The sequence below is a fragment of the Saccharopolyspora sp. NPDC003752 genome (genome assembly GCF_053605825.1).
In genome coordinates, this window is sequence record NZ_JBSGJZ010000045.1 from 1 (window position 1) to 12,523 (window position 12,523).

The window sequence follows — 12,523 nt, forward strand, 5'->3', positions numbered from 1 at the left end:
TTGTTTTTAGTGTTGTGCTATTACTTTCACTAATCCGCATCTGGGTGGGGGGCGAGTTGGCGGTTTCGCGCGAAACCGCCACCGGTGTCGGGCACCGGGCATCTTCGGATGAACCGGGCGGAACCATTCTGGAACGACCTTTCACGCGGAATCGGAAACCACCGGACAGGCCAAACCTCGGCGAAGATGTCCGATTTTCCCTAGAATTGACCGTTTTCGCGCCCACTGGGTGGAATTGCGGGCCGCGGCAGGAATTGTCCGGCGCCGGGCGACGTCTCCCAGAACGTCGATCCTCGCTTAGGAGAACTGGTGACCTCTGCCCCGCCGGCCCCGCAGGCCCCGGCGACCGACAAGCCCCAGCCCGGGCGTCTGTCACGCAACGCCGCGTTCTGGACCCTCGCCGCCACGCTGCTCGCCTTCATGTGCGCCGCCGCGGCCCCGTCCCCGCTCTACTCCGTCTACCAGGCCGAATGGCACTTCTCCGCGATCACGCTCACGGTGGTCTTCGCGGTCTACGCGATCGCGCTCCTCGCTGCGCTCGTCACCGTCGGCGCCCTGTCCGACCACATCGGTCGCCGCCCGGCGCTGCTCGCCGCGCTCGCCACCCAGGCCGTCGCCATGCTCGCGTTCATCACCGCCGACAGCAGCGGCTGGCTCCTCGCGGCACGCATCTTGCAAGGCCTCGCAACGGGTTTGGCGACCGGCGCGACCAGCGCCTGCCTGGTCGATCTCCGCCCGAAGCTCGCCCCGCTGATCAACACCGCCACCCCGGGCATCGGCCTCGGCGCGGGCGCGATCGGTTCGGGCCTGCTCGTCGAGTACGCGCCCGCCCCGACGACGCTGGTCTACGTGCTGCTCCTCGCGGCGTGCGCGGTGGCCGCCGTCGGCATCGCGCTGATGCCCGAGACGTCGCCGCGACGGCCCGGTGCGCTGGCTTCGCTGCGGCCCAGGATCGGCGTGCCCGCCGACGCCCGCGGCCGGTTCCTCACCGTGGTGCCGATCCTGATCACCACCTGGTCGATGACCGGCTTCTACATGTCGCTGGGCCCGTCCCTGGCCATCGAGCTGCTGGGCATCACCAACCACCTGGTGGGCGGCTTCGTGGTCTGCTGCCTGATGGGCACGAGCGCGATCGGATCGGTCGCCTTCCGCAGCGTCGCCCCGCGCACCGCGATCATCGCCGGCGTGCCGACGCTGCTGGTGGGCCTGGCCGGCACCCTCGCCGCGCTGGCCACGACCTCGGCGCCGTTGTTCTTCGGCAGCACGGTGATCACCGGATTCGGCTTCGGCGCCGCGTTCCTCGGCGCGTTCGGCAGCGTGTCCCGGCTAGCTGCGCCGGACAGCCGCGCGGCCCTGTTCGCGACGGTGTACACGGTCAACTACTCGGCCTTCAGCCTCCCGGCGGTGGCGGCGGGCATCGCCGTGACGTGGGTCGGCCTGGGCGTGACCGCCAACGCCTACGCGATCGCCGTCGCGGTGGTGGCCGCCATCGGCCTGCTCGCCGCGCTGCGGGCCGAGCACTGACCGGGACCTGGCGTACTGTGGTCGAGCGTGGAAACGCTGCTGTGGCAGCAGATTCGCTCGGATGCCTTCACCGGCGCGGACGTCGAAGAGCACAACGCGACCGTCGTGGGCCCGCGCCGCTACGGCGCCTGGCCACCGAGTAGCGAGCCCTAGGGGCCGGATCGGGGAGATTCCCGGGGTGCCGCCGGATGTCCGCAGGTGGGGCGATCCGCAGTCTGGTGCGGTGTCGAAGCGAAACTCGCAGCGGTGGCGGCAGGCCGTCGTCTGGCTGCACGTGATCACCTCCGTGGGCTGGATGGCCCAGGCACTGGTGCTTTTCACCCTGCTGGCGACGAGCACCACCAGCGACGACCCCGCGGTCCGGATCGGCGCGACCTCGATGGCGCACGTCGTGGACACGCAGCTGCTCGCGCCGTTCGCCAACGCCGCGGCGTTCACCGGCTTCATGCTCGCGGCGTCCACGCCCTGGGGTTTCTTCCGGAACTGGTGGGTGCTGGCGAAGTTCGCGATCACCATCGTCCAGCTCTACGCCGGGATCTTCCTCCTCTCCGACGCGCTGGAAGCCTCGGTCGAAGCCGCCCGGGCGGGGCTGGCCCCGCCACCGGCGCTGCTGGTCGGCACCGCGCTGATGGCCTCGGCGATCGCCTTCCAGGCGTGGCTGTCCGTCGCCAAGCCCTGGCGTCGCACCGGTTGGGCGGCGAAGGAGAAGCTGCCGACCGCCTCGAACCGCGTCTTCGCCGCGACGGTGGCCGCGCCGCTGACCGACATCGCGATCGGCCTGGCCCTCGGCTTCCCCTCCCCGCTGTGCCAGCTCGTCGTCCTGGCCGCCCGCCTCCTCGCCCGGCGACGGCAGCTCCGGCCTCAGCTCGCCGGGAGCCGGTTGGCGTAGATCGCGACGCTGCCGATCAGCAGCAGTGCGACCATCGAGAGCAGGCCCACCACCGTGCTCCCGGTGGCGTCCTTGACGAAGCCGATCAGCGTCGGGCTGATGAACCCGCCGAGCAGGCCGATGCTGTTGATCAGCGCGATCCCGCCGGCCGCCGCCGTGCCCTTCAGGTAGGTCGACGGCATCGCCCAGAACACCGTGTACGACGCCCACATGCACGCGGTGGCGACGATGATGGCGATCAGCGAGACGGCGAAGCTGCTGGCCGTGAAGGCCGCGACAGCGAGCGCGATCGCGCTGATCAGCGCGGTGATCGAGCTGTGCAGCCGGCGCTCGCCGGTGCGGTCCGAACGCCGCCCCAGCACGATCATCAGCACGATCGCGAACGCGTACGGCAGCGCCGAGTAGAGGCCGATCGTGACGGTGTCGGTGAGCCCGTTCTCCTTGAGGATCGTCGGCAGCCAGAAGCTCACCGCGTACAGGCCGCTGATCAGGCAGAAGTAGCCGATCGCCAGGGCGTAGACGCGCGGGTCGCGCAGCACCTCCCGGAAGTCGTGCTTGCCCTTGCCCCGGTCCACCGCGAGGTCCCGGCGCAGCAGCTCCTTCTCCTCGGCGCTGAGCCACTTCGCCTGGTCCGGGGTGTCGACCAGCGTCAGCCAGACGACGACCGCGAGCACCACGCACGGCAGGCCTTCCAGCAGGAACATCCACTGCCAGCCGTGCAATCCGGCGACGCCCTCGAAGTGGGTGATCAGCCACGAGGAGACCGGACCGCCGAGCATCGAGCCGATCGGGCCGGGCAGCATCAGCAGCCCCATCGCCGCCGCCATCCGCGCCGGCGGGTACCAGTAGGTGAGGTAGAAGATGATGCCGGGCGCGAAGCCGGCCTCGAACACGCCGAGCAGGAAGCGCAGGACGTAGAACGACGTCGCGTCGCTGACGAACATCATCGCCGCCGAGGTGAGCCCCCAGAGGACCATGATGCGGAAGATCGTCTTGCGGGTGCCGATCTTCGCCAGCAGCAGGTTGCTGGGCACCTCGAAGATCACGTAGCCGAGGAAGAAGATCCCGGCGGCCAGCCCGTAGACCGACTCGCTGATCCCGACGTCGGACTGCATCTGCAGCTTGGCGAACCCGATGTTGACGCGGTCCAGGTACGCGAACGTGTAGCAGAGGATGAGCAGCGGCAGGATCCGCCAGCCCACCCGCCGGTACAGGGCGTCGGGTGCCACGGCGGTGTTGGTCATGGTTGCTCCGTGCGGTTGCGGTGGCGACCGAAGATCGGTTCGCCGGGCAGGCGGTCGAGTTGGATCTGCTCGTCGCGGACCACGAAGGTGCCGCCCACGAGCACGTGGTCGATCCCGGTGGAGGGCCGGACCTGGGTTGCGGTGGCGCCGCTGGCGATCGCGCCGGGGTCGAACACCACGATGTCGGCGTCGGCGCCGACCTGGATCCGGCCCTTGCGCCTCATCGCGGGCGCCGCGGCTTCGAGGATCTGCGCTGGCAGCAGGGTGCAGCGCCGGACGGCTTCGGCCAGCGACAGCACGCCGAGCTCGCGGACCAGCCAGCCGAAGGTCCGCGCGTAGCAGCCGACGCTGCGCGGATGCGTGAGGACGTCGTCGGCGACCGGCCAGGCGTCGCCGGCCTGCCCCGCCAGCGGCACCGCGTCCGAAGCGATCGCGGTGTCGGCGAACAGCAACGAGCGCTGCAGCGTCGCCAGATCCGCCGGATCGGTTTCGTCGAGCCAGTCGAAGAGGATCAGCGCGCCGGGATCGGCTTCCCGCAGCTCCGCCAGCCGCGTGGCGTCCGCGACGCGCTCCCCCGTGGCCAGGCAGAGGATGTTCTTCGGCACCATCCCGAGCCGGTGCAGCAGCTCGGGTGCCAGGAACGCCGCACCGATCACCGTCGACGCCGAGCCGTACGGATACGCCTCGGTGGTGACCTGCAGGCCGTATCCCCTGGCGCGGTCCACCGCGCCCGCGATGTCGTCGATCATCCGGTTCGACGTGCTGTTGATGTGGCACATGTGCATGTGCGCGCCGGTCCCGGCCGCCGCCGCGATCACCTCCAGCGCGCCTTCCAGCGAGGTCCCGGGCTCCTCCGTGGAGATGAAGCGGGTGTGGGTGAACGTCGGCACGCCGAGCCGCGCGGCCAGCGAGGCCACCGCGAAGTACTCGTCGCGGCCCGAGTCGGGCGCGTAGCCGACGAGCACCCCGATGCCGAGGGCGCCGTCGTGGATCTGCTCCTCCAGCAGGTCCAGCACCCGCGCCACATCGCGGGCACCGGCGGGCCGACGCCAGTTCGGCGCGCCCTGGTGCTTCGAGAACATGTCGAACGACGTGCCCAGCGCGGCGTCGTCGAGCAGCCGCATCCGGGCCAGCGCCCAGCCCGCGGAGTAGCCGAAGTTGATCGGCCGCCCTTCGGCGGTCGCCTCGGCGTAGGCGGTCCGGACCGGCAGCGCACCGGCTTCCAGCTCCAGCGCCGTGGTCACGCCGTCGAGGGCCTGCAGCCGCAGCCCGGTGACCGTCTGCGCGTGGCTGTGCATGTCGATGAAGCCCGGCGCGAGCACGCGGCCGGAGACGTCGACGACCGCATCGCCGGCCAGCCGGGACGCCGAGACGGCCGCGATCCGGCCGCCGCTGATGCCGACGTCGCGCACCTCGTCCAGGCCGGTCTCCGGGTCGATCACCCGCGCACCCGCCAGGACCAGTTCGGACCGCTGCTCGCCGCTCACCATGCGATGCAGCGTGGGGAAACCTCGTCACAACAACCGCAGAACGATGGATATCTCCGCGAGGTGCGGTTTGAATGTCGGAAAACGACGCGGCCGTCATCCGGCCGTCACGCGCGAGGAGGTCGCCCGGTGCTGGACGAAGTGGATCTCGCGCTGGTGGACGCCCTGCAGATCAACCCGCGAGCGAGCTGGACCGCGCTGGCGGAGGTGCTGGAGCTGGCGCCGATCACGCTGGCGCGCCGCTGGCAGCGGCTCACCGACGCCGGCGCCGCCTGGATCACCGTGGCGCTGGGCAACAGCTCGGCGAAGGGCGCGACCATCGAGTTCGCCTGCGCGCCCGGCACCGAGCTGCGGGTCGCCGAGCAGCTCGCCGAACTGCCGCACGTGATCACCGTCGGCGTGACCACCGGCGAGTACCAGGTCTTCGCGCTCGTCATGGCGCCGACGCTGGGCGCGATCTCCAACGTGCTGCTGCGGACCCTGCCGGTGCCGGCGGAGGTCACCAAGCTCCGCAGCCACGTCTTCGGCAGCACCTTCGGCGGCATCATCTGGCGGCTCGGCGTGATGAACCGGAGCCAGGCCGAGCAGGTCCGCGAAGCGGTCGGGCCGAGGCCGCGCGAGATCCGGCCGTTCGGCGCCGCCGACCGGGCCCTGTTCCTGGCGCTCGGCGACGACGGCAGGCGCAGCTACGCGAGCCTGGCGGCAGAGCTGAACACCTCGCCGCAGGCGGTGAAGCGCCGCCTCGACCGGCTCCGCCGCCACGGCGACATCGCGTTCCGCTGCGACGTGGCCCGACCGCTGGCGGGCTGGCACGCGATGGCGCTGCTGTGGCTGGCGGTTCCGGACACGGAGGTGCAGCGCATCGGCAAGTCCCTCGGCGGCTGGCCGGAAACCCGGCACTGCGCGGCGGTCGCGAGCCCGGCGAACCTGGGCCTGATCGTGGGCCTGCGCTCGCTGAGCCACCTGGACGAACTGCTGATCCGGATCGCCCACGACCACCCCGACGCCAAGGTGGTGGACCGGAAGCTGGTCCTGCGCACGACCAAGGTCCACGGCCGGATCCTCGACGACGAGGGCCGGAGCACCAGGGTCGTCCCGGTGGACCCCTGGGCGGCCCTCCCGGCATAGCGGGGCCACAGAGGCTGTTCAGATGTGGCGTCAGGTGCGGTAGGGCGGGCTTTCGAAGCGGCACAGCCGCTTGGCCCACCTACGCAACCGGCACCGCCACGCAAAACGAGTTTCCAACGAGCTCGATGCCGACCCAGAAGGCTCACGGGTCGACCGACAGCGTCAACCCGTGCTCATGCGCGTAGATGACCGCGTGCACCCTGGTCCGCAGACCGAGCTTGGCGAGGATCCGCGCGACGTGCGTTTTGACCGTGCCCTCCTCGATCCACAACGCCCGGGCGATCTCGCCGTTGCTCAACCCGCGCGCGACCTGCAGCAGCACTTCGCGTTCCCGTGCGGTCAGCCGGGCGAGATCCGAGCCGGCGGGCTGCGGTGAAAGCCGTGCGAAGCGGCGGACCAGCCGCCCGGTGACCTGCGGATCGATCAGGCCCTGGCCGCGGGCGGCAGCGCGCACGGCGTCGACGAGTAGCTGCGGATTGTTGTCCTTGAGCAGGAATCCGGTGGCGCCGACCCGCAACGCCTCGAAGAGGTACTCGTCCAGGTCGAAGGTCGTCAGCGCGATGACCGCCGGAACGTGCGCGGCATCCGGCGCGGTGAGCGTCCGGATGACGGCGATCCCGTCCAGCCTGGGCATCCGGATGTCGACAACGGCGACGTCAGGTCGGCGGGATCGCGCCTGCCGGATCGCCTCGGCGCCATCGGCGGCCTCGGCGACCACCCGCACACCCGGCGTTGTGTCGAGGACGAGCCGCAGCGCGGACCGCACCGCCGCCTGGTCATCGGCGATCAGCACCCGAATCGTCACCACGTCGCCCGCTCCGTCGGTAGGGTCGCCCGAACCAGCCAACCGTGCGGCCGCCGGAGCGTGATCAGCAGGCTGCCACCGAGCAGGTGCGCGCGTTCCCGCATGCCGCGAATGCCGTGTCCCTCGGCTGCGAGGTCACGCGACGGGCCATCGTCCTCGACCGCGATCGTGACCTCCTCGGCCGCGTACCCGATCTCCACCCTGATCCCGTCTGCGCGGGCATGCCGGACGGCGTTGGTCAGCGCCTCCTGGGCCAGCCGGTAGCCACCGTGCTCGACCAGCGGCGGCAGTGCGGTGACCTTGCCGTGCCGGACAACGGTGATCGGGCACTCCGATGTGGACAACCGATCGGCCAACGCGTCGACATCGTCCAGGGCGGAGCCACCGGGGTTGTTGTCGTCACGCAGCGTCTCCAACAACTCGCGAACCTCCCTCAAAGCGGCTGCGGCGAGGGAATCGACCGTGTCGAAAGCCGTCCCCGCGGCGGGCGGGAGGTCGCGCAGTGCGTAGACCGCGGAACCGACCTGCATCCGGATGGCCGTCAGGTGGTGCCCCACCGCGTCGTGCACCTCGCGGGCGATCCGGCCGCGCTCCTCTGCCAACGCCCGGCTCGCTTCCGCTCGATGCAGCCGGGCCGCCTGCTCGGCGCGTTCCCCGTGCAACCGCATCGCGTAGCCGACCGCCACCGGAGCGATCCCGGTGATCACTGCCTCGGCGAACAACTCAGTGCCGAACTGCCCGGCGGGCCGCACCGACGCGTACATCAACAGCCAACACACGGACGCCGCGAACACCGGCGCAACGCGCTGCGGACGGTTGTAGGCGGCCGAGCAGAACGCGATCATCGCCACGGACTTCCCGGACCAACCCGGCAACGACGATCCGGCCAGCACGACTACAGCTGCGACGACGGCGACGGACAGCGGCAGCCTGCGGCGCAATGCCAGCGGTGCCGCCACAGCGAGGCTGAAACCAGCAACCGCGAACACCGGCGCCGTGCCCTGCCACATCGCCGCGGCGGCCACAACCACGGCAGCCACGCCGGCCAGCACGGTGTCCCGCGTCGTCGGGCCGAGGCGACGCCACGAACGCCATGGGGGCGAGGCCGGCAGCCCCGCCCCCGACATGCGCACACTCATCGGACGTTTGTAGCCGATCAAGCGGCCGAGCAGTGCGCGTCTGGAGGCGGCAGCTCACCAGCGGTCAGGTAGCGGTGCACGTGGTCCCGTACGCACCGGTTCCCGCTCAGGTAGAGCGCGTGGTTCCCTTCCACGGGGAGGTACCGGGCACCAGGCAGCTGCGATGCCACGAGCCGGCCGTGTTCTGGCGGGGCGCCACCATCGTTGCTGCCGTTGGCGATCAGGACCGGTGGCAAGCCCGGTGCCGGCTGAAGCGGGTGCGGCGGGAAGCTCCCGGTGCGCGGCAGCCCGGCGCACCTGCCGGCAGTCGTCCAGAGCATGGCCCAGCCCAACCGCGGTGCCACCTCGGCGCGAAGCCTGGCCTCGGCGCGCTTCATCTCGTCGTAGCCGGTGCGGTAGGCGAGATCCGCGCACGTCGTGATCCCCATCAACGCCGCTCCGGGCACGTCCGGTTGCGGAGGCGGCGCCGTTGGCGGTGCGAACGCGGTCGCATCGCCGGAGTCCGCAGCGGCCAGGGCGGTCGCCAACGCGGACCAGTTGTCCTCCCGACGCACCTTCTCCCCGGTCGACGCGACGATCCGCTCGGCACCGACGACGACGTCCGGGCCGGCCCCGGGAGCGGGGATCGGCTCCCGCTCGGCCTCGGCGAGCAGGTTGTCCCATGTGGACAGGACATCCCGGCCCGCCAGCGCGCAGCTGGATTCCGCCTGGCACCAATCGGCGAACCGCTGCAGGTTGTTCTCGAGCGTCGCAGCCTTGGGCGCGACCCAGTCGTACAGCTCGCGGCTGATGTGCTCGCCCACGCTGTCCAGGTACATCCGCCCGACGTGCCCGCCGAACAGCTCCGCGTACGCCTGGCCGTACATGGTGCCGTAGGAGTTGCCGAAGTAGTTGAGCTCGGGCTCGCCCAACGCCACGCGGATGGCGTCCAGATCGTGGGCCACCTGCCAGGAGTTGAGGTTGCCGCGCAGCGGGCCCATCGCGGGTTCGCAGGCCTCGGCGAAGCGGCGATCGGCCAGCGCGTACTCCCGGTAAGCCTCGCGGTCCGGGGGCGGCAACTCCGCCGCGAACGGCATCGGCTCCGGGCACGTCACACCGCTGCTCTCCCCCATGCCCCGGGGATCGAAGAGCACCACATCGAACCAGTTGGTCAACTCGTCGAGCTGGCGTTGCACGGCAGGCAAGGCGAAGAGCACCGGGTTCGGCCCGCCGGGGTTGACCACCAGCGTGCCGAGCTTGGTCGCCTGATCGCGGGCGGGAAGCTTCCCCAACCCGATCTCGATCTGCGCTCCCCCGGGCTGCGACCAATCCGCGGGAACGGCGATCTCGCCGCACCGCAGACCGTCGAAGCAGTCCCGCCAGGCGACGGAATCCCCGCTCGCCGGTGGCGGCTGCGCCGACGCCGAACCCGCCACCACCCCGCCGAGCACGGCGACGGCACCGAGCAAACTCGCGATCTTCGTCTTCATGCCGTTCAGCCTGGTCGCCCGAGCCGCGGCCGGTCGTCAGCCTTCCGGCAGATCTTCCACCCCGCCAATGGCTTCCGCCTGGACAGACCCTCGACCAGGCGGGTCCCGTGAGTACTTTTTGATGCCATAGCGACAAAAAGCACTCACGGCCCGGGCCCGGCTCAGGACTCGCCGGCGACGCCGAGCTCGTAGGCGTGCAGGGTGTCGATGAACATCCGCCGCTGCTCGGGCGTCAGCGGCGCGAGCGCGTTGCGCCACGCGTCGGCGCCGCGGGCCAGCCAGCCGTCGATCGCGGGCAGCATCTCGTCGGTGATGCTGACGATCCGGCGTCGCCGGTCCGCTTCGTCCTCCCGCCGCTCCAGGACGCCTTTGCGGCTCAGCTCGCCGACCATCAGGCTCACCGTCGTCGGCGCCACTTCCAGCCTGGTGGCCAGCTCGTTCACCGTCATCGGCCCGTCGAAGAGCAGGTAGGACAGCAGCGAGAGGTGCCGCGGCGCAAGCGCGAGCGACTGGAGCTCGTCGGGGATCCGCAGCTTCTTGGCGCGCCCGACCAGCCGCGGCATGAGCAGCAGCAGCGCCCGGATCGCATCATCGACGCCCGGATCACGGTCCTTCGTTGACATTGACCACGTCCAACCAATACATTTGTTCACAAAGAAGCTTTGCTTTCAAAGCAAACCTTCTCCTCCATCGATGCTACGACGACCGAAGGGGCCGACCATGCCGCACTTCACCGTGAAACTGCACGAAGAGATGCTCGACGGGAACACCGAGCGCAAGCTCATCGAAGCCCTGACCAATGCGGCGACCGAGGTCTACGGGGAGAACTTCCGGCCGCTGGTGGTCGTGGAACTGTTCGGAATCCCCCGCCACCGCTGGGGTTCCGGCGGAGTGCCGGCGACGCGGGAGGCGGTGCAGGTCACCCTGAACATGCGCGAAGCGGGCCTGACCCGCCTCGACCCGGCGGTACTGATCACGTCGATTACCAAAGCGGCGACGGAGGTCTTCGGCGACCAGATCCGGGGAGACGTGACCGTCCACCTGGTCGGCGTCCCCCAGGGACGCTCGGGAGTCGGCGGCGAGGTCGCCTGACGGCGGCCATATCGGCGCTTCGATCCACCTCGAACTGATCCGACACCCTGGCGGCAGCGGAGCTCCTCACGAGAAACTGATCACCATGAACCGGTCGCCGCGGCTGTCCCGCGCCCAGCAGCGTGCGATCGAGCGGGTGGCCTCGCGCAGCGGCGGTGGCGCCGTCGACCCGTCGCTGCGCGTGACACTGCACTTCCACCCGGATCGACTGCTGGCCGGGGTGCCGATCCTGGAAGCGATGGCACGGGATGGCGTCTACCGGAGCCAGTTCGAGACCGGCACCAGCAACGGCGGGCTGACGGCGCATCCGGGTGGCGATCGGTGGGAGTGGGAGAGCCGCATCTTCGCAGGCGCGTACGACCACTCGCCTCCACCGGAACGACCCAAGTACGGATCGTTGAACTACCGCCGCCGGCTGGTGGGCGGCTCCCCCCGCTTCGGCTCCGCACACCTTCGACTGCGGCCGGAGACCATGGAGCGGGTGACGTTCTGCTACCCGGACAGCGTTTTCGAACCGACCGACTTCGGGGTGGCGGCCAAGGCGTCGTCGTTGATCGCCATGGCGACCGGCGACGCCAAGGACGCGTTGGACGACTACATCGAGGCCCAGATCCACGGCCCGGTGACCCTGGCCGAAGACGTCGAAGCCCTGGTCCTCGATCCCTGCTATCGCGACACGATCGTCGAGCACGCGGCGAACCGGCTGGGGTGCCGACTCGAATTCCACCCCGGATTCCGCCTGGGGGCAGCGGAGTTGCGCCGCAATCCGGAGTACCGAGGACGCCAGTACGTGGAGCTCGGCCTGTCACTGATGGACCAGGAGGGACTGACCCCGAAGGTCATCGGAGACGCATCCCGAACGGGAAGCTACGACGAGCAAGCACTGAAGCGCGTCTGGCACTGCACAGCCCGCTTCGGCACTCCAGAACTGGCAAACGACGACCACCGCCCCCAGTAGCGGAGCCGTTCCCAAGCCCGGCCCCGGACAGACCGGATGTCCCGACCTACGCGGTCCGAACGGCCTCGAACCCGGCCAACATGGCGTCGAGCGCGAAGTCGAAGCGGGAGTTCGCCCCGGGTCGGCGCTCGACGCGGGCGGCGGCCTCGGCCAGCAGCGGGAACTCTTCACTATCCACATCGGACAACTGCCGCACCTGCTCGAACGCCTCCAACCGCCCACCTTCGGGACGCATGGTCGTCACGACGTGCCCGACGACGAATCCGGACAACGAGTGCAGCACGTCCAGACCGACGTCCAGCGGGAAGCCCGCGGCGCGCAACGACCCGAGCGCGTCCTCCATGATCCGCAGGTTCCTCTCGGTCACCGCGGGCCGCGACACGACCAGAGGGATCGCGTTCGGGTGCGCGAGCAGAGCAGCCAGCAGGGAGTGCGCGTAGGCACGGAGCCCGGCCTGCCACGACCCGCTCTCGATCCGCGGCGGAACAGCCTCGGCGAGAAGCTGCTCGACCAAGCCGTCCAGCAGGGCATCCTTGCTGGACACGTGGTGGTAGAGGGTCATCGCCTCCACATCGAGTTCGGCACCCAGCCGGCGCATCGACAACGCCTTCAGACCCTCGCGGTCGGCCAGCGCCATGGCCGCTTCGAGCACGGCGCGACGCGTCAGCCCGGCGCGCTGACCACGAGTGCGACTGGCCGACATGACGCCCTCCAAAGCGGTTGCACTTCTTACGTCGTAAGTCTACCGTGGCGAACACAAAACTTACATCGTAAGAATCAAGCTGTTC

Annotated in this window: 13 protein-coding genes; 6 read left to right on the top strand and 7 right to left on the bottom strand. The window is 70.2% G+C overall.

All coding sequences use genetic code 11. The features are described 5' to 3' along the window. Positions 1-309: 309 nt before the first annotated feature. The 3 genes from ACWEV3_RS36635 (at position 310) to ACWEV3_RS36645 (ending at position 2,413) form a co-directional block, all read left to right on the top strand. Entirely contained in the window at positions 310-1,524 is a 1,215-nt protein-coding gene (locus ACWEV3_RS36635; RefSeq protein ID WP_452618297.1) for an MFS transporter, read from the top strand. Between the two features lie 27 nt (positions 1,525-1,551). Further along, positions 1,552-1,677 carry a hypothetical protein gene (locus ACWEV3_RS36640; RefSeq protein WP_452618298.1) on the top strand — a complete coding sequence of 42 codons (126 nt, stop codon included), beginning with the start codon at positions 1,552-1,554 and terminating at the stop codon, positions 1,675-1,677. Positions 1,678-1,747: 70 nt separating this feature from the next. Further along, the gene (locus tag ACWEV3_RS36645) at positions 1,748-2,413 is read left to right on the top strand and encodes a hypothetical protein (RefSeq protein ID WP_452618299.1); all 666 of its coding nucleotides are present in this window, start codon (positions 1,748-1,750) and stop codon (positions 2,411-2,413) included. Here ACWEV3_RS36645 and ACWEV3_RS36650 read toward each other — a convergent pair. Continuing rightward, positions 2,386-3,657 carry an MFS transporter gene (locus ACWEV3_RS36650; protein WP_452618300.1) on the bottom strand — a complete coding sequence of 424 codons (1,272 nt, stop codon included), beginning with the start codon at positions 3,655-3,657 and terminating at the stop codon, positions 2,386-2,388. The genes ACWEV3_RS36645 and ACWEV3_RS36650 overlap by 28 nt on opposite strands. Beyond that, complete coding sequence (locus tag ACWEV3_RS36655; protein ID WP_452618301.1) at positions 3,654-5,147, bottom strand: amidohydrolase family protein; 1,494 nt, start codon at positions 5,145-5,147, stop codon at positions 3,654-3,656. The genes ACWEV3_RS36650 and ACWEV3_RS36655 overlap by 4 nt, the downstream gene beginning before the upstream one ends. A 126-nt stretch (positions 5,148-5,273) precedes the next feature. Between ACWEV3_RS36655 and ACWEV3_RS36660 the strand changes: the two genes are divergently transcribed. Beyond that, complete coding sequence (locus tag ACWEV3_RS36660) at positions 5,274-6,272, top strand: Lrp/AsnC family transcriptional regulator (RefSeq protein ID WP_452618302.1); 999 nt, start codon at positions 5,274-5,276, stop codon at positions 6,270-6,272. Positions 6,273-6,414: 142 nt separating this feature from the next. Here the strand turns inward: ACWEV3_RS36660 and ACWEV3_RS36665 are convergent, their stop codons facing one another. From ACWEV3_RS36665 to ACWEV3_RS36680, 4 genes are all read right to left on the bottom strand, one after another. Next, on the bottom strand, positions 6,415-7,077 hold the full coding sequence (locus tag ACWEV3_RS36665; protein WP_452618339.1) for a response regulator: 663 nt from the start codon (positions 7,075-7,077) through the stop codon (positions 6,415-6,417). After that, positions 7,074-8,216, bottom strand: coding sequence for a sensor histidine kinase (locus ACWEV3_RS36670; RefSeq protein WP_452618303.1), 1,143 nt, complete (start codon positions 8,214-8,216; stop codon positions 7,074-7,076). Before ACWEV3_RS36670 ends, ACWEV3_RS36665 begins: the two co-directional genes overlap by 4 nt. 17 nt (positions 8,217-8,233) lie before the next feature. Continuing rightward, positions 8,234-9,685, bottom strand: a complete 1,452-nt coding sequence (locus tag ACWEV3_RS36675; RefSeq protein WP_452618304.1) for an alpha/beta fold hydrolase — start codon at positions 9,683-9,685, stop codon at positions 8,234-8,236. 161 nt (positions 9,686-9,846) lie between these two features. Then, positions 9,847-10,308: a MarR family winged helix-turn-helix transcriptional regulator gene (locus ACWEV3_RS36680; RefSeq protein WP_452618305.1), complete on the bottom strand. Its 462-nt coding sequence runs from the start codon at positions 10,306-10,308 to the stop codon at positions 9,847-9,849. Between the two features lie 70 nt (positions 10,309-10,378). Between ACWEV3_RS36680 and ACWEV3_RS36685 the strand changes: the two genes are divergently transcribed. Beyond that, positions 10,379-10,777 carry a tautomerase family protein gene (locus ACWEV3_RS36685; protein ID WP_452618306.1) on the top strand — a complete coding sequence of 133 codons (399 nt, stop codon included), beginning with the start codon at positions 10,379-10,381 and terminating at the stop codon, positions 10,775-10,777. Between the two features lie 85 nt (positions 10,778-10,862). Beyond that, entirely contained in the window at positions 10,863-11,735 is an 873-nt protein-coding gene (locus ACWEV3_RS36690) for a DUF3626 domain-containing protein (RefSeq protein ID WP_452618307.1), read from the top strand. Positions 11,736-11,781: 46 nt separating this feature from the next. Here the strand turns inward: ACWEV3_RS36690 and ACWEV3_RS36695 are convergent, their stop codons facing one another. Next, positions 11,782-12,438: a TetR/AcrR family transcriptional regulator C-terminal domain-containing protein gene (locus ACWEV3_RS36695; RefSeq protein WP_452618308.1), complete on the bottom strand. Its 657-nt coding sequence runs from the start codon at positions 12,436-12,438 to the stop codon at positions 11,782-11,784. Positions 12,439-12,523: the final 85 nt, after the last annotated feature.

Excerpts from the sequence above, each read along its gene's own strand:
- ACWEV3_RS36650 (WP_452618300.1), bottom strand. The coding sequence starts at position 3,657 with ATGACCAACACCGCCGTGGCACCCGACGCCCTGTACCGGCGGGTGGGC.
- ACWEV3_RS36655 (WP_452618301.1), bottom strand. The coding sequence starts at position 5,147 with ATGGTGAGCGGCGAGCAGCGGTCCGAACTGGTCCTGGCGGGTGCGCGG.
- ACWEV3_RS36670 (WP_452618303.1), bottom strand. The coding sequence starts at position 8,216 with ATGAGTGTGCGCATGTCGGGGGCGGGGCTGCCGGCCTCGCCCCCATGG.
- ACWEV3_RS36675 (WP_452618304.1), bottom strand. The coding sequence starts at position 9,685 with ATGAAGACGAAGATCGCGAGTTTGCTCGGTGCCGTCGCCGTGCTCGGC.
- ACWEV3_RS36680 (WP_452618305.1), bottom strand. The coding sequence starts at position 10,308 with ATGTCAACGAAGGACCGTGATCCGGGCGTCGATGATGCGATCCGGGCG.
- ACWEV3_RS36685 (WP_452618306.1), top strand. The coding sequence starts at position 10,379 with ATGCTACGACGACCGAAGGGGCCGACCATGCCGCACTTCACCGTGAAA.
- ACWEV3_RS36690 (WP_452618307.1), top strand. The coding sequence starts at position 10,863 with ATGAACCGGTCGCCGCGGCTGTCCCGCGCCCAGCAGCGTGCGATCGAG.
- ACWEV3_RS36695 (WP_452618308.1), bottom strand. The coding sequence starts at position 12,438 with ATGTCGGCCAGTCGCACTCGTGGTCAGCGCGCCGGGCTGACGCGTCGC.